Source organism: Streptomyces coeruleofuscus, assembly GCF_039532725.1.
Classification (GTDB): Bacteria; Actinomycetota; Actinomycetes; order Streptomycetales; family Streptomycetaceae; genus Streptomyces; species Streptomyces coeruleofuscus.
Genome location: NZ_BAAASE010000007.1, coordinates 254,512 through 273,038, shown reverse-complemented (window position 1 = coordinate 273,038; position 18,527 = coordinate 254,512). Strand labels below are relative to the sequence as shown.

The following is an 18,527-nucleotide window of genomic DNA, read 5'->3' as shown; positions in this document are numbered from 1 at the left end:
AGGCGGACCGGCCGCTCCCGGAGCGGAACGGGCCACGGGTCGGAGGGCTGCGCAGATGAAGCGGATGCGGATCGAGAAGAGCCGGCGGGCCGACCGAGCCCGCCGGTACGCGGACGAGCCGTTCGCGCTGCGCGACGCGCTGGACCCCCGCGACCCCGACATAGTGCGGGCCAAGCGCCTGGCCCTGAAGGAGCCGGGCGGAGGCGAACGCTCCTAGAAGCTCACCCTCTGTCGTGAACGCCCGGGGCACGCGCCCCGGGCGTTCGCATGTCCGGACCGGCCCGGCCGGGAGTACGTCACTGTCCGGCATCAGGTGTTGTCGGGACCAGGTCAACACGCTTCAATGCGGGGGAACTCGGGGCCCTGAACGACGGCGTACGGATGTGAAGACCTCCCCTGCGCCGGCGGCACGGTCCCGGGCGGCCCGCGCGCACGGTCTGACCAGCCGTCGCCGACTCACAGAGAGGCCCCTGCATGCCGCACGCCCCACAGCACGCGGACGTCGCCACCGCGGAACTGGACTCGGTTCTGCGAGGCGGCCCCTTCCACGTCGCCCTGCGTGCCGCGATAGCCGCCCGCGGGCTGCCGCTGCAACGCGTGCAGCACCACCTCTCCCGCCACGGGGTGAAGGTCGGCGTGACCAGCCTGAGTTACTGGCAGCAGGGAGCCAGGCGTCCGCAGCGCCCCGAGTCGCTGCGGGCCGTGCGCGCGCTGGAGGAGATCCTGGAGCTTCCCGAGGAGTCGCTGATCCGGCTGCTCGCCGAATCCGGCGACGGCACGTCGGGGCAGCGGTCCGAGGCCCGCTCCTACCGCTCCCTCGTCGAGGCCTCCGGGGTCCTGGACCAACTGCTGGCCGAGCTGGACTGCCCGCGGGACGGCGGTCTGCACACCCTCGGGCACCACGAGCGGCTGCGGATGGGAGCCCGGCGCGAGCTGGCCGAGCGGGAGTCGCACCACATCGTGCGCGCCCACCGGGACGGTGTCGACCGCTTCGTGGCCGTCCACCACGGCGACCGGGGGGCCGTGCCGGAGCGCATGCGGGTGCACGCGCTGGAGAACTGCCGTACAGGACGCCTCCGTTGGCACGACGACACGGGGTTGCTCGCGGCCGAGTTGCTCTTCGACACCCGGCTGCGGGCCGGCGACACGTTCCTGTTCCGCTTCGGCGTCGAGGACGGCACGGCGGGCGTGTCGCACGAGTACCTCCGCGGCTTCGACTCCCCCGGCGGCCAGTACGCGCTCCAGGTGTGCTTCGACGCGGCGGCCCTGCCCGTGCGCTGCCACCGTTTCGCCCAGCAATCGGCGGTGGCCCCCCGTACCGGCTGCCAGGACCTGGCACTGAGCGGACGGCACCGGTCGGTGCACCTGGTCGAGCCGCGGGTGCGCACCGGGTTCCTGGGGATCGGCTGGGACTGGGAGTAGCGCGACCATCTCCTCGCCCACCGCCGGACCGACGGCGGGACCGTTTCCGGCTCGTGGCGGTGATCGGACGTAAACGCTTGCGCAAGCGTTTACGTCCGGCATCGGATGCGATACCGTCCCGGCCGTGGGGCGTCGGACGACGCACCGGGAGACGGACGGGAAGGCGGAGGGAACGCCATGGCGACCATGGCCGACGTCGCACGGAGCGCGGGTGTCTCCGTGGCGACCGTCTCGCACGTCCTGAACGGCACCCGGCCGGTGCTGCCGCACACCCGCCAGGCGGTTCTGGACGCCGTGGAGGAGCTGGGCTACACCACGAACACGCTGGCGCGTTCCCTGGTGACCGCCCGCACCCGGTCCATCGGGCTGGCGGTGTCGGCGATCAGCAACCCGTACTTCACGGAGATCCTCCAGGGCGTCGAGGCCGGTGCTCTGGAGCACGGCTACAGCCTCCTGATCGCAGATCCGCACGACGACCCGGAGCACGAGCGCAAGGTCGTCCAGCTGCTGCACGAACGCCGGGTGGACGGCATGATCGTCGCCCCCTCCGCGGATCCGCGCGGACTGCTCGCCTACCTGGGGCGGCACGAGGTGCCGGCCGTGTTCCTCGACCGGCTGGTGGACGTGCCGGACGGCGGACCGCACTTCGACCAGGTCTGCGCCGACAACGCCGAACCGATGTCCCGGCTGGTCACCCATCTCGCCGGTCTCGGCCACCGGCGGATCGGGCTGGTGGCCGGACGGCCGGGGCTCAGCACCACGAGCGAGCGGATCACCGGCTACCGGACCGGCCTCGCGTTCGCGGGGCTGCCGTACGACGAACGGCTCCTGGTGCACGGCGACTCGGAGTCGGCCGGCGCCGAACAGGCCACCGGCGCCCTGCTGTCCCTCGCCGTGCCGCCCACCGCGCTGGTCACCGGCAACAACGCCATGACCATCGGGGCGCTGCGGGCCCTGCGCGCGCACGGCCTGTCGGTGCCCTGTGACATGGCGCTGTGCTGCTTCGACGACTTCGCCTGGGCGGACCTGTTCTCGCCCCGGCTCACCGCCGTCGCCCAGCCCAGCAGGGACATCGGCGCCCGGGCCGTACGCGTGCTCCTGGAGCGTCTCGCCGAGCCGGACCGGCCCGCCCGGACCGTGCGGCTCCCCTGCGCCTTCGTCCACCGCACGTCGTGCGGCTGCCCCGAGGAGCCGGGGCCGTCCGTGCGACTTGAGCAGTCTGAGCAGCCCGCGCAGTCCGAGAGAGGAACCGTCGCATGATCGTCGTCGCCGGTGAGGCACTGATCGACCTGGTACCGCGGGGCACGGGTGCCCTGGCGGCACTCCAGCCGGCGCTCGGCGGCGGCCCGTACAACACGGCGGTGGCGCTGGGCCGTCTCGGCTCGCCGGCCGCCTTCTGTTCCCGGGTGTCGTACGACGCCTTCGGGGAGGCCCTGCTGGACCGGCTGCGGGAGACCGGGGTGGACGTGTCGTCGGTGCAGCGCGGCGCCGAGCCCACGACCCTCGCCGTCGCCACGGTCGGCGCGGACGGCTCGGCGGCCTACTCCTTCTATGTCGACGGGACGGCGGACCGGCTGTTCACGGCGCCCTCAGCGCTGCCCCCCGGCACCCGGGCCGTCTCCTTCGGGACCTGCTCGCTGGTGCTGGAGCCGGGGGCGAGCGCCTACGAGGAGCTGATGCGTGCGGCGGCCGCACAGGGCGTGTTCACCGCGCTGGACCCGAACATCAGGGCCGGGCTGATCCCGGACGCGGACGCCTACCGGGCGCGGTTCAAGAGCTGGCTGCCGTCGGTGTCACTGCTGAAGCTGTCCGAGGAGGACGCCCAGTGGCTCGGCGGCACGCCCCAGGAGTGGCTGGCGGCCGGCCCAGCGGCGGTCGTGATCACGCGGGGCGGCGACGGGCTGACGGCGTTCACCGCCGGCGGCGAGTACGCGGTGCCGGGCGAGCGGGTGGAGGTCGTGGACACGATCGGCGCGGGCGACACGGTGAACGCGGCGCTGCTGCACGGGCTCGCGGCACGCGGCGCGCTCAGCACGCAGGCGCTGGCCGCGCTGGGGCCGGAAGGCTGGACGGGGCTGCTGGGCTTCGCGGCCCGTGCGGCGGCGGTCACCTGCTCCCGGGCCGGTGCGGAACCGCCGTACGCGCACGAGCTGGAGGGCTGACGCCTCCCGCGATCAGGGCGGACGGCGTGGAACGGGTCCCGGGCGCGTCGCTCAGCCGGCCGCCACGGCCCGCAGCGCGCCGGGACGACGACCGTTGAGACGGTCCAGGGCGGTGGCCGTGGCCTCGTCCGCGGGCAGGTGGACGATCACGCGCTGGCCTTCGTCGGGCAGTGCCAACGTCTCGTGGAGCAGTCGCAGCGATCCCGCCTCGGGGTGCTCGATGTGCTGGGAGCCCGTCCGCCGCGGTGCCGCGGCCAGGTCGGCGAACCGGTCGGCGAAGTCCGCCCCGGCCGTCACCGTCAGCTCGTCGGCCAGCTCGGCGAGGTGCGGGTCCCGCAGGGGGACCCCGTGCCGGAGCCGGGCGACGAGGTCGTCGGCCACCCGGTCCCAGTCACGGTAGGCGCTGCGGGCCCGCTCGTCGGTGAACAGGTACCGCAGCAGGTTGGGGCGCTCGTCGTCGAGCAGGCCGATGGGGCCGACCAGGCGTTCGTAACCGGCTGTGTGGGCGAGGATGTCGCCGATCCAGTTGACGACGATGGCGGGAGCCGGCTCCAGGTGGTCCAGCACGGCCCGTACGGTGGGGCGCGCCGTGTGGCTGAGCGAGGGGGCCGCCGCGCAGACCAGCGGGTCGCCGCCGTCGGCCTCCTTGGTGAGGCGGCGCAGCAGCATCCGGTCGGTGAGGGAGAGGTTGAGAGCGTCGGCGAGGGCGCCGAGCACCTGGGCCGAGGGGTTGCGGTCACGTCCCTGTTCCAGCCGGGTGAGGTACTCGACGCTGATGCCCGCGAGGGTGGCCAGCTCGGCGCGCCGCAGGCCCGGGGTGCGGCGCCGGGGGCCGGCGGGCAAGCCCGCCTCGGCCGGGGTGACGGCTTCGCGCCAGTTGCGCAGGAACGTGCCCAACTCGTTGTCGCTCACCCGCCGAACGTACAGCGCCCGCGGGCGCGGAGGGTGGCCCCGTCACTACCAGGATCGGGCCGGTCTCCCTCAGGGCGCGCGCAGCCTTCAGGGTGGAGGGCATGACGAATGACACCGCCACCACCGCCCTGCCGCTGGCCCCGGGACACTGGGCCCTCGATCCGTTCCACTCCTCCGTGGGCTTCACCGTCCGTCACCTGGGCATCGCCAAGGTGCGGGGGCGCTTCGAGCGGTTGGAGGCCGAACTGTTCGTCGGGGAACGCGTCGAGGACGTGCGGGTCTCCGCGACCGTCGACCTGGCCTCGATCGACACCGGCAACGCCGACCGGGACGCGCACGTACGCGCCTCCGACCTGCTCGACGTCGAGAAGCGCCCGACGATGACGTACCGCTCGACGCGTGTGTCGGGTGCGGGTGAGGACTGGACGATGGAGGGCGAGCTGACCATCGGCGAGGTGACCCGTCCCTTGACGCTCGCCGTGGAGTTCGGCGGGCTGGTCGATGTGCCCATGGACGGCAGCCGGCATGCCGGGTTCGAGGCGACGGGCGAGATCCGGCGCAGCGAGTTCGGGCTCGACTTCGCCCCCGGTCTGCTCGGGGAAGTGGTGAAGATCCAGCTCGACATGCAGTTCGTGGAACCGAGGAACGCCTGACCGCACGCCGACGCGCCGTGGCCCACAGGGAGTGCCTGTGGGCCACGGCGCGTCGGCGGGATGGAGCCGTCGGCCCTTGGCCGGTCAGCCCTTGGTCGTCCGCGTCGTCTTCTTCGCGGCGGCCTTCGTGGACTTCGCGGCTGTCTTCTTGGCCGCGGTGCTGTTGACCGTCCTGGTCGCCCTGGTCTGCGCCGGGACCGTCTTCTTCGCCGCCGTCTTGCGCGGGGCCTTCACCGAGGACGCGTCGCTGATCCGGTCGGCGCCGAGGACCTCGCGCAGGAACTTGCCGGTGTGGCTGGCCGGGACCGCGGCGACCTCCTCGGGCGTGCCCTCGGCGACGACCAGGCCGCCGCCGGCGCCGCCTTCGGGGCCCATGTCGACGACCCAGTCGGCGGTCTTGATCACGTCGAGGTTGTGCTCGATGACGATGACCGTGTTGCCCTTGTCGACCAGTCCGGACAGGACCGTCAGCAGCTTGCTGATGTCCTCGAAGTGCAGACCGGTGGTCGGCTCGTCCAGGACGTAGACCGTGCGGCCGGTGGAGCGGCGCTGGAGCTCGCTGGCGAGCTTGACGCGCTGGGCCTCACCGCCGGACAGGGTGGTCGCGGACTGGCCGAGCCGGACGTAGCCGAGGCCGACGTCCTTGAGGGTCTTCATGTGGCGGGAGATCGCGGGGACCGCCTCGAAGAACTCCGTGGCCTCCTCGATCGGCATGTTCAGGACGTCGGCGATGGACTTGCCCTTGTAGTGGACCTCCAGGGTCTCCCGGTTGTACCGGGCGCCGTGGCAGACCTCGCACGGGACGTAGACGTCCGGGAGGAAGTTCATCTCGATCTTGATGGTGCCGTCGCCCGAGCAGTTCTCGCAGCGGCCGCCCTTGACGTTGAAGGAGAAGCGGCCCGGCATGTAGCCGCGGACCTTCGCCTCGGTGGTCTCGGCGAACAGCTTGCGGATGTGGTCGAAGACGCCGGTGTACGTGGCCGGGTTGGAGCGCGGGGTGCGGCCGATGGGCGACTGGTCGACGTGCACGACCTTGTCGACGAGGTCGTCGCCGTCCACGCGCGTGTGCCGCCCGGGTACGTTCCTCGCGCCGTTCAGCTCGCGGGCCAGGTGCGTGTACAGGATGTCGTTGACCAGGGTCGACTTGCCGGAGCCGGACACGCCGGTGACGGCGGTGAACACGCCCAGCGGGAACGAGACGTCGATGTCCTGGAGGTTGTTCTCCCGGGCGCCGTGCACCGTGAGCTGCCGGGAAGGGTCGACCGGGCGCCGGATGCCGGGCAGGGGGATGGCCTTCTTGCCGGACAGGTACTGGCCGGTCTGCGACTCGTCGTTGGCGAGCAGTTCCTTCAGGGAGCCGCTGTGCACGACCTTGCCGCCGTGCTCACCGGCGCCGGGGCCGATGTCGACGACCCAGTCGGCGGTCTTGATGGTGTCCTCGTCGTGCTCGACGACGATGAGCGTGTTGCCCATGTCGCGCAGCCGGACCAGGGTCTCGATCAGCCGGTGGTTGTCGCGCTGGTGCAGGCCGATGGACGGTTCGTCGAGGACGTACAGCACGCCGACGAGGCCGGAGCCGATCTGGGTGGCCAGGCGGATGCGCTGGGCCTCGCCGCCGGACAGCGTGCCGGCCGCGCGGTTCAGGGAGAGGTAGTCCAGACCGACGTCGACGAGGAACCGCAGCCGCTCGTTGACCTCCTTCAGGACGCGCTCGGCGATCTTCTTGTCGCGGGCGCTGAGCTTCAGCTCCCTCAGGAAGTCCGCGCAGTCGCTGATCGACATCGCGGAGACCTCCGCGATGGACTTGTCCATGATCGTGACCGCGAGGACGATCGGCTTCAGCCGCGTGCCCTCACAGGTCGGGCAGGGCACCTCGCGCATGTAGCCCTCGAAGCGCTCACGGCTGGCGTCGCTCTCGGCCTCGCTGTGCCGGCGCTTGACGAACGGGACGGCGCCCTCGAAGGCCGTGGTGTACCGGCGCTCGCGCCCGTAGCGGTTGCGGTAGCGGACCTCGACCTGGGTCTTGTGGCCGTGGAGGAGGGCCTTCTTGGCGCGCTGCGGGAGGCCCGCGAAGGGGATGTCCGTGCGGAAGCCCAGGGCGTCGGCGAGTGCGCCGATCAGGCGGCCGAAGTAGTCCTTGGTGTGGCCGTGCGACCAGGGGTGGATGGCACCCTCGTCGAGGCTCTTGTCCGGGTCCGGGACGATGAGCTCCGCGTCGACCTCCATGCGCGTGCCGATGCCGGAGCAGTCCGGGCAGGCGCCGAAGGGCGAGTTGAAGGAGAAGGAGCGGGGCTCCAGCTCCTCGAAGGACAGGTCGTCGTACGCGCAGTACAGGTGCTCCGAGTACATGCGCTCGCGCTCGGGGTCGTCCTCGGGGAGGTCGACGAAGTCGAGCACGACCATGCCGCCGGACAGGCCGAGGGCGGTCTCGACGGAGTCGGTGAGACGGCGCTTGGCGCCTTCCTTCACCGTGAGGCGGTCGACGACCACCTCGATGGTGTGCTTCTCCTGCTTCTTCAGCGTGGGCGGGTTCGACAGCTGGATGGTCTCGCCGTCCACCCGCGCGCGGGAGTAGCCCTTGGTCTGGAGGTCGGCGAAGAGGTCGACGAACTCTCCCTTGCGCTCGCGCACCAGCGGCGACAGCACCTGGAAGCGGCTGCCCTCCGGCAGCTCCAGGACCTTGTCGACGATGGCCTGCGGCGACTGGCGCGAGATGGGGCGGCCGCACTCGGGGCAGTGCGGCTTGCCGATGCGCGCGAAGAGCAGACGCAGGTAGTCGTAGACCTCGGTGATGGTGCCGACCGTGGAGCGCGGGTTGCGGGAGGTCGACTTCTGGTCGATGGAGACGGCCGGGGACAGGCCCTCGATGAAGTCGACGTCCGGCTTGTCCATCTGGCCGAGGAACTGCCGGGCGTACGAGGAGAGCGACTCCACGTAGCGCCGCTGTCCCTCGGCGAAGATGGTGTCGAAGGCCAGCGAGGACTTGCCCGACCCCGACAGGCCCGTGAAGACGATGAGCGAGTCGCGCGGGAGGTCGAGCGAGACGTTCTTGAGATTGTGCTCGCGCGCTCCACGAACGATGAGACGGTCGGCCACGCCGGTCCGCACCTTTCTTGAGAGAAGTGACAGGGGCGGGGCCCCCGTGCTTTCTCAGACTAGAGGGAGCCACTGACAGCGCCGGTCGGATTCACGGGTTGCCAACAAACCCCGGCTTTCCAGCATGCCCGACGCCACGACCGACCATATAGCACGTGCTTTCGATTACCGGCACTGGTTCACCACCTTCACCCGAAGGTGTGGCGGGATTAGGGTCAGCACCATGATTGATCACGGTCATGACCTGGCATGTGTACATGCCGCTACGGAACGGCTGCTCATCGCAGTCGGCAAACTGGACAACGCCTCTGTGACGCAGCCGTCACGGCTTCCCGGCTGGACACGGGGCCACGTGCTGGCCCACCTCGCCCGCAACGCCGACGCCCTCGTGAACGTCCTCGAGGGCCGGCCCATGTACGTCTCCGGCGAGGCCCGGGACGCCGACATCGAGCGGGACGCCCCGCGACCCCTCGACGTCCAGCTCGCCGACCTGCGCGAGAGCGCGGCCCGCTTCCAGGAGACCGGGGCTGCTCCCGCCGACTGGTCGCGCACGGTGGAGCTGCGCAACGGGGTCACCGACTCCGCGTCGCGGGTGCCGTTCCGGCGGTGGGTGGAGGTGGAGCTGCACCACGTGGACCTGGGGATCGGGTACGAGCTGGAGGATCTGCCGGCGGAGTTCACCGAGCGGGAGATCGCCTTCCTGGCCGACCGGTTCGCCGGCCGTCCCGACGTACCGCCCACACGCCTCACGGACGGCACGCGCGCGTGGAGCACGGGACGGGAGACGGACGACGGGCCCGAGGTGACCGTCACCGGTTCCCCCGCGGACCTGCTGGGCTGGCTCGCCGGCCGCCGCACCGGAGCCGCACTGACGGTGGACGGCGGCCCGCTTCCGGAGCTGCCCCCGCTGTAGGGCCCGGGCCACTCCCCCGCTATAGGCTGGCGGACATGACGTACAGCGGACAGGTGACGGTCGGCGGACCTGCCGACGTGCATGAACTCAAGGACCTGATGATCACCAAGATCGCGGTCGGTCCGATGAACAACAACGCCTATCTGCTGCGCTGCCGGGCCACGGACGAGCAGTTGCTGATCGACGCCGCGAACGAGGCGCAGACACTGCTCGGCATGATCGGTGACGACGGCATCGCGTCCGTCGTCACGACCCACCAGCACGGCGATCACTGGCAGGCGCTCGCCGAGGTCGTGGCCGCCACCGGCGCCCGCACGTACGCGGGCCGGGACGACGCCGACGGCATCCCGGTACGGACCGACGTGCTGGTCGACGACGGCGACACCATCCAGGTGGGGCGCGTGGAGCTCACCGCGCGCCACCTGGTCGGGCACACGCCCGGTTCGATCGCCCTCGTCTACGACGACCCGCACGGGCATCCCCATGTGTTCACCGGGGACTGCCTCTTCCCCGGCGGCGTGGGCAACACCCGCAAGGACCCCAAGGCGTTCGCCAGTCTCATCCACGATGTGGAGACCAAGATCTTCGACGTCCTCCCGGACGAGACGTGGGTCTACCCGGGACACGGCGACGACACGTCGCTGGGCGCGGAGCGCCCGCATCTGCCGGAGTGGCACGCGCGCGGGTGGTGAGGGGCCGCGTAGGGGTGCCGAGGAGCCGCGCGGGCGCACGCGTGTGGAGCGGTGAGCCGCGCGGGCGCACGCGTGTGGAGCGGTGAGCCGCGCACGCGCCCCGTGTGAATCGTTCGCACACACCCGTGTCGCACACACACTCCCCCTGCATGTAGTTGCGCAGTCAACTGGTAGGAGCCCCGCGCAGGATGACGGCTCCTGGGCGGATGGGCCGCCGGCCTGTCGATCCCCGCCCTCGGCCGGCGGCCCCGGCGACCGCCGAACTCGGCGCGCGCCAGGGAGTGTTCACGAGAACGCAACACCCGCTCCCACGATGTGAGCACGTTCCGTCGTGACCTCGACAAGCGGGACCGGCTGCTGCCAATCTCGCGCCATGCATCCTGCCCCGCGTGCCCTGCGCCGCGCTGCCGCCGCCGTCACCGTCGCCCTGCTCGCCGCCGCCGTCGGCTGTGCGCCGCAGCCGGAGGAGCCCGCGGCCGGCACGTCCTCGGCCGGAAACACGTGCGAGAAGGGCGAGTTGGCCACACGGACCGCGGGCGAACTGACGATCGCCACCGACGAACCCGCCTACGAGCCGTGGTTCAAGGACGACGACCCCGCCGGCGGCAAGGGCTTCGAGTCGGCGGTCGCGTACGCCGTCGCCCGGCACCTCGGCTACGGCAAGGACAAGGTCGTCTGGCAGACCGTCCCGTTCACCAAGGCCTTCGCGCCCGGCGAGAAGACGTTCGACTTCGACATCAACCAGGTGTCCATCAGCGACGAGCGCAAGAAGGCCGTGGACTTCTCGTCCGGCTACTACGACGTGCGCCAGGCCGTCGTCGCCCTGAAGGGCTCAAAGGCGGCCAAGGCGAAGAGCGTCGCGGACCTGAAGGACGTGAAACTGGGCGCACAGGTCGGCACCACCAGCCTCGACTACATCGACGACGTGGTGCGGCCCACGCGGGCGGCCGCCGTGTTCGCCAAGAACGACCAGGCCAAGTCAGCGCTGAAGAACGGCCAGGTCGACGCCATCGTCGTGGATCTGCCGACCGCCTTCTACATCACCGGTGCCGAGGTCACGGACGCGACGATCGTCGGCCAGTTCGAGAACCAGGGCGGTACGCCGGAACGGTTCGGTCTCGTCCTCGACAAGGGCAGCGCGCTCACCTCCTGCGTCTCACGGGCCGTGGACGCGCTGCGCGAGGACGGCACGCTGGCGAGGATCGAGAAGCAGTGGCTGTCGGACGCCGTCGACGCTCCGGTGCTCAAGTGACGGTGGACAAGGAGGAGCCCGCGGTGGGCTCCGGCGAGCACGACGCGCGGGACGGCTACGTGCCGTCGCAGCGGCGTCTGGACCGTGAGCGCCACAAGCGCGCCCGCGCCCGGCGCGCCACGGCGATCGGCGCGCTCTCGACCCTCGTCACCGGAGCCGTCCTCTACCTGGTCGTGGTCAACGCCCCGGGGTGGCCGCGCACCAAGGAGACCTTCTTCGACTGGGGGTACGCGCGCGAGGCGCTCCCGAAGGTCCTCGAAGGGCTGTGGCTGAACGTCCGGCTGCTGCTGGTGTGCGGGGCCGCGGTGCTCGTCCTCGGCATGCTGATCGCCGTGGCCCGTACGCTCCGCGGCCCGGTGTTCTTCCCCCTGCGCGTCCTGGCCGCCGCGTACACCGACTTCTTCCGGGGCCTGCCGCTCATCATCAACCTGATGATCGTGGTCCTCGGCGTCCCCGCACTGCGGCTCCAGGGCGTGACCGTCGACCCGGTAGTCCTCGGCGGCACCGCGCTCACCCTGACGTACTCGGCGTACGTCGCCGAGGTGTTCCGGGCCGGCATCGAGTCCGTGCACCCCTCGCAGCGCGCCGCGGCCCGCTCGCTCGGGCTCAGCAACCGGCAGGCGCTGCGGTACGTGGTGCTGCCCCAGGCCGTGCGCCGCCAGGTGCCGCCGCTGCTGAACGACCTGGTCTCCCTCCAGAAGGACACCGGGCTGGTCTCGATCGGCGGTGCGGTGGACGCCGTACGGGCCGCCGACATCATCGTGGGCCGCAGCCTCAACTACACGCCGTACATCGTCGCGGGTCTGGTCTTCGTCGCGCTGACCATTCCCATGACCCGCTTCACGGACTGGGTGACGGCACGAATGGACCGCCGGCGGGCCCAGGGAGGAATCACATGAGCGACGCGCCCGTGCTGCGCATGGAGTCCGTCCGCAAGACCTTCGGCGGTTCGGTGGTGCTGCGGGACGTCGACCTGGAGGTCGCCCCGCACACGGTCACCGCGCTGATCGGCGCCTCCGGCTCCGGCAAGTCCACGCTGCTGCGGTGCGCGAACCTGCTGGAGGAGATCGACGACGGGGCGATCTGGCTGGACGACGAGGAGATCACCGACCCACGCGTCGACCAGGACGCCGTACGCCGCAGGATCGGCGTGGTCTTCCAGGCCTACAACCTCTTCCCGCACCTGACGGTCCTGGAGAACATCACGCTCGCGCCGCGTCGCGTGCACGGCGTGCCGCGTGCCGAGGCCGAGGCACGCGCGCGTGAACTGCTGGAGCGGCTCGGCCTCGGCGGGAAGGCGGGCGAGTACCCGGACCGGCTGAGCGGCGGCCAGCAGCAGCGGGCGGCGATCGTCCGTGCCCTGGCCGTACGGCCCCGGCTGCTGCTGCTCGACGAGATCACCGCCGCCCTCGATCCCGAACTGGTGGGCGAGGTCCTCAGCGTCGTCCGCGACCTGAAGGGCGAGGGCATGACCATGGTGCTGGCCACGCACGAGATGGGCTTCGCGCGGGAGGTCGCCGACCAGGTGTGTTTCCTGGAGGGCGGCGTGGTGCTGGAACGCGGCACCGCAGAGCAGGTCTTCGGTGAACCACGGCAGGAGCGCACGCGGCGCTTCCTGCGGCGGATCGTGGAGGCGGGGCGGTTGTGATCGTGAGGCAGGACGGCCGCAGAAGACCTCAGGTGTCGGCGTGCCCCGCCCCGGCCAGCGCCGCGACCCGCTCCACGCCGAACACGTACCCCTGCACCCCGCAGCCCGCGATGACCCCGTCGGCGCGCAGCGAGACGTAGGAGTGGTGCCGGAACGACTCACGCTTGTGGATGTTGGAGATGTGGACCTCCAACACCGGCATGCCGTCACAGGTGTTGAGGGCGTCCAGGATGGCCACGGAGGTGTGCGAGTAGGCCCCCGGATTGATCACGATGCCGCAGTGGTTCAGCCGCGCCTCGTGGATCCAGTCCACGAGCTCGCCCTCGTGGTTGGACTGGCGGAAGTCGACCGTGCCGCCGTGCGCCGCCGCCGCCTTGGCGCACAGGGCCTCGACGTCGGCGAGGGTGTCGGAGCCGTAGATCTCCGGCTGCCGCTGGCCGAGCAGGTTCAGGTTGGGGCCGTTGAGGATCATGATCGGGGCGTTGGCCAGGGTGCGGGGCACGGTTCCTCCGGTCCGTTCGGGGTCGGGCGGCCCGTGGCGGACCGCTACTCGGACCCGGTTTATCACGGTGCGGCGACAACCCGCCGGGCCCTAGCCTCCCGGCATGACGAGCCCCTCTTACCCACCCAAGCCGGTGACCGCATCGCCGTGCTCTCGCCCTCCTCCGGCCTGCCCGGACTCCTACCGCTCCCCTACGAGCTGGGCCTGGAGCGGCTGCGCAAGGAGTACGGGCTGGAGCCGGTCGAGTACCCGGCGACCCGCAAGATGGGCTCCACACCCCAGGAGCGGGCCGACGACATCCACGCGGCCTTCGCCGACCCCGGCATCAGGGCGGTCATCGCGTCGATCGGCGGGGACGACCAGATCACCGTGCTGCCGCTGCTGGACCGGGAGTTGATCCGGGCCGACCCGAAACCGTTCTTCGGGATGAGCGACAACACGAACCTGCTCGCCTACCTCCGCAACAGCGGCATCGTCGCCTTTCACGGGGCGAGGGTGATGTGCGAGCTGGGCCGCCCGGGGGCCATGCACCCGCAGACCGCCGAGTCCCTGCGCGCCGCTCTGTTCACCTCCGGCCCGTACGAGCTGCGGCCCGCCGAGCGGTGGCGTGACGTCGACCGGGACTGGGCGGACCCGGCGACCTTCGACGCGGAACCGGAGACCCGGCCCGGGACCGGCTGGACCTGGGTCAACGCCGACCGGGTGGTCGAGGGCCGCAGTTGGGGCGGCTGCCTGGAGATCCTCGGCTGGCTGCTGATGGCAGACCGCGAGATCGCGCACGACCTGTCCGAGTACGACGGCGGTGTACTGCTCCTGGAGACCTCGGAGGAGATGCCGAGCGCCACGGAGGTCTTCCGCACCCTGCGCAACATGGGCGAACGCGGGCTGCTCCAGCGCTTCTCGGCCCTCCTCATGGGCCGCCCGAAGACCTGGTCCTTCGAGCGGCCCAACAGCCCGGAGGAGGCGGCTCGTCACGCGTCCGACCAGCGTGAGGCCGTCCTGAGCGCCGTGCGGGCCTACGCACCCGACGCCACGATCGTCTTCGACGTCGACTTCGGACACACCGATCCACAGCTGGTGATCCCGTACGGCGGAACCGTGCGCGTGGACGGACCGGCCCGGCGCATCACGGTCACGTACTGAGTGCCCCGGGGCCTCCGCGCGCCCCCTTAACCCGCCGTCACTATGGGTAGTTGACGCGGCATGCACGACGTACGCACCGTGAAGGCCCCCTCCATGCCGCGCCTCGCGGCCGCCTCCCTCGCCGGCACGGCCATCGAGTTCTACGACTTCTTCGTCTACGGCACCGCCGCGGCCCTGATCCTGGGGCCGCTGTTCTTCCCGACGTTCTCGCCGGTGGCGGGGACGCTGGCCGCCTTCGCCACCTTCGGCGTGGGCTTCATCGCGCGACCGCTGGGGTCGGTGCTGTTCGGGCACATCGGGGACCGGCGCGGGCGGCGCCCGGTCCTCGTCGCCTCCCTCCTGCTGACCGGTGCCTCCACGGTCGCGGTCGGCTGTGTGCCGACGTACGAGGCGATCGGCGTAGCCGCTCCCCTGCTGCTCCTGGTGCTGCGTTTCCTCCAAGGGCTGGGGCTCGGCGGGGAGTGGGGCGGGGCGGTGCTGCTGACGGTGGAGCACGCGCCCGCCGCGCGGCGCGGGCTGTGGTCGAGCTTTCCGCAGGTCGGGCCCGCGCTGGGCTTCCTGCTCGCCAACGGTGTGGTGCTGGGGCTGTCGGCGACACTGTCCGAGACGCAGTTCGCCTCGTGGGGGTGGCGGGTGCCGTTCTGGGCGGCGGGGGTGCTGGCCGTGGTCGGGCTGTGGCTGCGTTCGTCGCTCACCGAGAGCCCCAGTTTCCTCCAGATCGACGACCACGCGCGTGTGCCGCTCGTCGAGGTACTGCGCGACCACTGGCGCCTGCTCCTGCTGACCGGTGGGGCGCTCGCGATCGGCTACGCGATCTTCTACGCCGTGACGACCTGGTCGCTCGCCTACGGAACGGAACGGCTCGGGGTGAGCCGCAGCGTCATGCTGACCTGCATCATGGCCGCGGTGGTCGTGAAGGGCGCGCTCACACCGCTGGTGGCGCTGCTCGGGGACCGGTACGGCCGGCGTCCCCTGTGCCTGGCCGGGTGTGCGGCCGCCGCCCTGTGGATGTTCCCGATGGTCGCGCTCCTCTCCACCGGCGCGCCACTGCCGATGTTCCTCGGCTTCCTGGGGGCGATGCTCGCGTTCATCACGATGTTCGCCGTGATCGCCGCGTACCTGCCGGAGCTGTACGAGCCTCGGGTGCGCTGTACGGGGGCCGCGGTCGGGTACAACCTCGGCGGCGTCCTCGGGGGCGCGCTCACGCCGATCGTGGCGACGGCGCTGGCCGAGCAGAGCGGGCGGGTGCCCTGGGGCGTGGCCGCGTATCTGACGGCGATCGCGCTGTTCAGTCTGGGGTGCTTCGCGCTGTTGCCGGAGACGCGTCCGGCGCCGGTGGCGGCGGCTGCGGAGCCTGCGTCGGGCTGACCTTGGCGGTGGTGCGCGTAAGCGCTTGCGCGAGCGTTTACGCGCACCACGGCGAGCGACTACGGATTGATCGCCAGCTCCAGATACGCCGCGAACAGCACCAGATGGACACCGCCCTGGAGTGGCGTGGCCCGGCCCGGCACCACGGTCAGCGATGCCACCACCACGGTCAGAGCGAGCAGCACCATGTGCGTGGCACCCAGGCCGAGCACCAGCGGGCCGGACAGCCAGACGGACGCGAGCGCTACCGCTGGGATGGTCAGGCCGATGCTGGCCATGGCCGAGCCGAGGGCGAGGTTCAGGCTGGTCTGCACCCGGTCGCGGCGCGCGGAGCGCAGCGCGGCGATGGTCTCCGGGAGCAGCACCAGCAGCGCGATGATCACACCGACGACGGCCTGGTGCAGCCCGGCGGCCTCCACCCCTGACTCGATGGTGGGCGACACCCCTTTGGCCAGACCGACCACGCCGACCAGCGCCAGGCCGAGCAGCCCCAGGCTGATCAGGGCCGTACGGGCGGTCGGCGCCGCCATGTGTTCCTCCGCCGTGATCACCTCGCCGTGCCGGGTGATCGGCAGGAAGTAGTCCCGGTGCCGCACGGTCTGCGTCGCGACGAACAGTCCGTACAGGACCAGTGAGGAGAGCGCGGCGAAGGTCAGCTGGACGGTGGAGAACTCCGGGCCGGGCTTGCTCGTGGTGAACGTCGGCAGGACCAGGCTCAGCGTGGCCAGGGTGGCGACGGTCGCGAGTGCGGCACCGGTGCCCTCGGGGTTGAAGACGGCCGTGCCGTGCCGCAGGGAGCCGACCAGAAGACAGAGGCCGACGATGCCGTTGCAGGTGATCATCACGGCTGCGAAGACCGTGTCCCGGGCCAGTGTCGAGCTCTTGTCCCCGCCGTCGACCATCAGGGTGACGATGAGGGCGACCTCGATGATCGTGACAGCGATGGCGAGGACGAGGGAGCCGAACGGTTCGCCGACCCGGTGGGCCACCACCTCGGCGTGGTGCACGGCGGCCAGGACGGCTCCCGCGAGGACCAGGGTCGCCAGCGCGACGACCGCGGCCGGCAGATCGCGCCCCCAGGTGAACACCAACAGCACGGCCGCGAGCAGGGGCACCAGGGTCGTCCACTGTGCCGCGAGCGGCCCACGCCGAGCGATCATGCAGTGATCGTCGCAGACGTGAAGGGGCCCCGCACTCCGGTCGTGCGGGGCCCCTTCACTCGTGCCGCAGGGCCAGGCGAGTACACCTGCGGGGCTAGGCGAGTTCGCGCTGGTTCACGAGGTCGCAGTTGGTGTACCCCCGCTCGCCGATGCAGAGCTCGCCCAGTTGCTCCGCCATCCTGCCGGTCTCGGGGTCGTTGCTGTTGCGCATGGCCTCCTCATAGGAGTCGAACTCGATCAGCGCCAGATAGCGGCGCGGATTGTCACGGTCCTTCAGAAGCATGCGCTGCTTGGGGCCGCCCGGTCGCCCGGCGAAGCGCCTCTCCGCCTCCTCGAAGATCCGTTCCATCTCGTCCAAGCGCTCGGTCTCGAAGTCGATGATCTGTACGAACTTCATGGCACCTCCAGCCGGCCACGGCGTCCCCGGGCCGGGGAACGCGCTCAGGAACAAGCAAGCACCAGGACCGGCGGTCGGCAATTCGCCGACCGCCGGTCCGGGTAGTGGTTGTTCCTGCGCCCGACGTGGTCAGACGTCGATGCTGTCCTTCGGAGCGCCTCCGCTCTGCGCCTGCGCCGCCTCGGCCGCCGCCTGCTTCTTCGAAGCCCGCAGGCTGGTGATCGTGGTGACGATCAGGACGGCGCAGATCACGCCGAGCGAGACCGGAATGCTGATCTCGGGGACGTGCACCCCGGACTCGTGGAGCGCGTGCAGCACCAGCTTCACGCCGATGAAGCCCAGGATGATCGACAGGCCGTAGCTGAGGTGGACCAGCCTCTTCAGCAGGCCGCCGATGAGGAAGTACAGCTGGCGCAGACCCATCAGGGCGAACGCGTTGGCCGTGAAGACGATGTACGGGTCCTGCGTCAGGCCGAAGATCGCCGGGATCGAGTCGAGCGCGAACAGCACGTCCGTGGAGCCGATCGCGAGCATCACGACCAGCATCGGGGTCATGACCCGCTTGCCGTTCTCCTGGATCCACAGCTTGGTGCCGTGGTAGCGGTCGGCCACACCGAAGCGGCGCTCGACGGCCTTGAGCAGCTTGTTCTCCTCGAACTCCTCGTCCTGCTCTTCCGCCCGGGCCTCCTGGATCAGCTTCCAGGCGGTCCAGATCAGGAAGGCGCCGAAGAGGTAGAAGACCCACGAGAAGCTGGCGAGGATCGCGGCGCCCGCGGCGATGAAGATGGCCCGCAGGACCAGGGCTATGAGGACACCGATCAGGAGTACGCGCTGCTGGTACTGCGAGGGCACCGCGAACTTCGCCATGATCAGGACGAAGACGAAGAGGTTGTCGACGCTCAGCGACTTCTCGGTGATGAAGCCCGCGAAGAACTCGCCGGCGGGCTGGCCGCCGCCGAACATGAACAGGCCGAGCCCGAAGAGCGCGGCCAGAACGATCCAGACGACCGTCCAGATCCCGGCTTCCTTGATCGATACGTCGTGCGGCTTGCGGCCGATGAAGAAGTCGACCGCGATCAGGGCTGCGAGCCCCACGATCGTCAGGACCCATAGGGTCACGGAAACATCCACTGCGCCTCCGGCAGTCGTAACGGCAAATGTCAGCGTCGTCGCTGCCGGAGGTCTCTTCCACCCAACGATGGGCCGA

The 18,527-nt window shown here is 70.9% G+C and carries 17 protein-coding genes and 1 pseudogene; 12 read left to right on the top strand and 6 right to left on the bottom strand.

Going from position 1 to position 18,527, the window contains the following annotated elements:
• The first annotated feature begins 55 nt into the window (after nucleotides 1–55).
• From ABFX81_RS27530 to ABFX81_RS27515, 4 genes are all read left to right on the top strand, one after another.
• Nucleotides 56–217, top strand: coding sequence for a hypothetical protein (locus tag ABFX81_RS27530; RefSeq protein ID WP_346138818.1), 162 nt, complete (start codon nucleotides 56–58; stop codon nucleotides 215–217).
• Between the two features lie 257 nt (nucleotides 218–474).
• Complete coding sequence (locus ABFX81_RS27525; RefSeq protein WP_086850289.1) at nucleotides 475–1,422, top strand: hypothetical protein; 948 nt, start codon at nucleotides 475–477, stop codon at nucleotides 1,420–1,422.
• Nucleotides 1,423–1,599: 177 nt separating this feature from the next.
• Complete coding sequence (locus ABFX81_RS27520; RefSeq protein WP_086850288.1) at nucleotides 1,600–2,682, top strand: substrate-binding domain-containing protein; 1,083 nt, start codon at nucleotides 1,600–1,602, stop codon at nucleotides 2,680–2,682.
• A complete protein-coding gene (locus ABFX81_RS27515; RefSeq protein WP_086850287.1) occupies nucleotides 2,679–3,584 on the top strand; it encodes a PfkB family carbohydrate kinase in 906 nt (301 codons plus the stop codon). Before ABFX81_RS27520 ends, ABFX81_RS27515 begins: the two co-directional genes overlap by 4 nt.
• Before the next feature lie 51 nt (nucleotides 3,585–3,635).
• Here the strand turns inward: ABFX81_RS27515 and ABFX81_RS27510 are convergent, their stop codons facing one another.
• On the bottom strand, nucleotides 3,636–4,496 hold the full coding sequence (locus ABFX81_RS27510; RefSeq protein WP_086850286.1) for an MmyB family transcriptional regulator: 861 nt from the start codon (nucleotides 4,494–4,496) through the stop codon (nucleotides 3,636–3,638).
• Nucleotides 4,497–4,597: 101 nt separating this feature from the next.
• On the opposite strand from ABFX81_RS27510, the gene ABFX81_RS27505 reads away from it, so the two are divergent.
• Entirely contained in the window at nucleotides 4,598–5,149 is a 552-nt protein-coding gene (locus tag ABFX81_RS27505) for a YceI family protein (protein ID WP_086850285.1), read from the top strand.
• 84 nt (nucleotides 5,150–5,233) lie between these two features.
• On the opposite strand, the gene uvrA is transcribed toward ABFX81_RS27505, so the two are convergent.
• A complete protein-coding gene (uvrA, locus tag ABFX81_RS27500; protein WP_086850284.1) occupies nucleotides 5,234–8,245 on the bottom strand; it encodes an excinuclease ABC subunit UvrA in 3,012 nt (1,003 codons plus the stop codon).
• 223 nt (nucleotides 8,246–8,468) lie between these two features.
• Here uvrA and ABFX81_RS27495 point away from each other — a divergent pair, with 223 nt between their 5' ends.
• From ABFX81_RS27495 to ABFX81_RS27475, 5 genes are all read left to right on the top strand, one after another.
• Nucleotides 8,469–9,158: a maleylpyruvate isomerase family mycothiol-dependent enzyme gene (locus tag ABFX81_RS27495; protein WP_086850283.1), complete on the top strand. Its 690-nt coding sequence runs from the start codon at nucleotides 8,469–8,471 to the stop codon at nucleotides 9,156–9,158.
• Nucleotides 9,159–9,193: 35 nt separating this feature from the next.
• Nucleotides 9,194–9,850: an MBL fold metallo-hydrolase gene (locus ABFX81_RS27490; RefSeq protein ID WP_086850282.1), complete on the top strand. Its 657-nt coding sequence runs from the start codon at nucleotides 9,194–9,196 to the stop codon at nucleotides 9,848–9,850.
• Nucleotides 9,851–10,223: 373 nt separating this feature from the next.
• Nucleotides 10,224–11,102, top strand: coding sequence for a transporter substrate-binding domain-containing protein (locus ABFX81_RS27485; protein WP_086850281.1), 879 nt, complete (start codon nucleotides 10,224–10,226; stop codon nucleotides 11,100–11,102).
• Nucleotides 11,099–12,001, top strand: coding sequence for an ABC transporter permease subunit (locus ABFX81_RS27480; RefSeq protein ID WP_086850280.1), 903 nt, complete (start codon nucleotides 11,099–11,101; stop codon nucleotides 11,999–12,001). The genes ABFX81_RS27485 and ABFX81_RS27480 overlap by 4 nt, the downstream gene beginning before the upstream one ends.
• Nucleotides 11,998–12,750: an ATP-binding cassette domain-containing protein gene (locus tag ABFX81_RS27475; protein WP_086850279.1), complete on the top strand. Its 753-nt coding sequence runs from the start codon at nucleotides 11,998–12,000 to the stop codon at nucleotides 12,748–12,750. The genes ABFX81_RS27480 and ABFX81_RS27475 overlap by 4 nt, the downstream gene beginning before the upstream one ends.
• A gap of 28 nt (nucleotides 12,751–12,778) precedes the next feature.
• On the opposite strand, the gene aroQ is transcribed toward ABFX81_RS27475, so the two are convergent.
• Nucleotides 12,779–13,252 carry a type II 3-dehydroquinate dehydratase gene (aroQ, locus tag ABFX81_RS27470; protein WP_086850278.1) on the bottom strand — a complete coding sequence of 158 codons (474 nt, stop codon included), beginning with the start codon at nucleotides 13,250–13,252 and terminating at the stop codon, nucleotides 12,779–12,781.
• 103 nt (nucleotides 13,253–13,355) lie between these two features.
• Between aroQ and ABFX81_RS27465 the strand changes: the two are divergent.
• Together ABFX81_RS27465 and ABFX81_RS27460 are read left to right on the top strand one after the other, a co-directional pair.
• A pseudogene (locus ABFX81_RS27465) lies at nucleotides 13,356–14,395 on the top strand (S66 family peptidase).
• A 60-nt stretch (nucleotides 14,396–14,455) separates the two neighbouring features.
• Nucleotides 14,456–15,763 (top strand): MFS transporter, encoded by a 1,308-nt coding sequence (locus ABFX81_RS27460; RefSeq protein ID WP_346138817.1) that lies wholly within the window; start codon nucleotides 14,456–14,458, stop codon nucleotides 15,761–15,763.
• A 59-nt stretch (nucleotides 15,764–15,822) separates the two neighbouring features.
• Here ABFX81_RS27460 and ABFX81_RS27455 read toward each other — a convergent pair whose 3' ends face one another.
• The 3 genes from ABFX81_RS27455 to ABFX81_RS27445 form a co-directional block, all read right to left on the bottom strand.
• Nucleotides 15,823–16,923 carry a calcium:cation antiporter gene (locus ABFX81_RS27455; RefSeq protein WP_086854964.1) on the bottom strand — a complete coding sequence of 367 codons (1,101 nt, stop codon included), beginning with the start codon at nucleotides 16,921–16,923 and terminating at the stop codon, nucleotides 15,823–15,825.
• A gap of 94 nt (nucleotides 16,924–17,017) precedes the next feature.
• Complete coding sequence (locus ABFX81_RS27450; protein WP_086854965.1) at nucleotides 17,018–17,320, bottom strand: hypothetical protein; 303 nt, start codon at nucleotides 17,318–17,320, stop codon at nucleotides 17,018–17,020.
• 129 nt (nucleotides 17,321–17,449) lie between these two features.
• Nucleotides 17,450–18,451, bottom strand: a complete 1,002-nt coding sequence (locus ABFX81_RS27445; RefSeq protein WP_086854966.1) for a TerC/Alx family metal homeostasis membrane protein — start codon at nucleotides 18,449–18,451, stop codon at nucleotides 17,450–17,452.
• Nucleotides 18,452–18,527: the final 76 nt, after the last annotated feature.

Coding starts and splice junctions, on each gene's coding strand:
- ABFX81_RS27530 (WP_346138818.1), top strand. CDS start 56: ATGAAGCGGATGCGGATCGAGAAGAGCCGGCGGGCCGACCGAGCCCGC.
- ABFX81_RS27525 (WP_086850289.1), top strand. CDS start 475: ATGCCGCACGCCCCACAGCACGCGGACGTCGCCACCGCGGAACTGGAC.
- ABFX81_RS27520 (WP_086850288.1), top strand. CDS start 1,600: ATGGCGACCATGGCCGACGTCGCACGGAGCGCGGGTGTCTCCGTGGCG.
- ABFX81_RS27515 (WP_086850287.1), top strand. CDS start 2,679: ATGATCGTCGTCGCCGGTGAGGCACTGATCGACCTGGTACCGCGGGGC.
- ABFX81_RS27505 (WP_086850285.1), top strand. CDS start 4,598: ATGACGAATGACACCGCCACCACCGCCCTGCCGCTGGCCCCGGGACAC.
- ABFX81_RS27495 (WP_086850283.1), top strand. CDS start 8,469: ATGATTGATCACGGTCATGACCTGGCATGTGTACATGCCGCTACGGAA.
- ABFX81_RS27490 (WP_086850282.1), top strand. CDS start 9,194: ATGACGTACAGCGGACAGGTGACGGTCGGCGGACCTGCCGACGTGCAT.
- ABFX81_RS27485 (WP_086850281.1), top strand. CDS start 10,224: ATGCATCCTGCCCCGCGTGCCCTGCGCCGCGCTGCCGCCGCCGTCACC.
- ABFX81_RS27475 (WP_086850279.1), top strand. CDS start 11,998: ATGAGCGACGCGCCCGTGCTGCGCATGGAGTCCGTCCGCAAGACCTTC.
- ABFX81_RS27460 (WP_346138817.1), top strand. CDS start 14,456: ATGCACGACGTACGCACCGTGAAGGCCCCCTCCATGCCGCGCCTCGCG.
- ABFX81_RS27455 (WP_086854964.1), bottom strand. CDS start 16,923: ATGATCGCTCGGCGTGGGCCGCTCGCGGCACAGTGGACGACCCTGGTG.
- ABFX81_RS27450 (WP_086854965.1), bottom strand. CDS start 17,320: ATGAAGTTCGTACAGATCATCGACTTCGAGACCGAGCGCTTGGACGAG.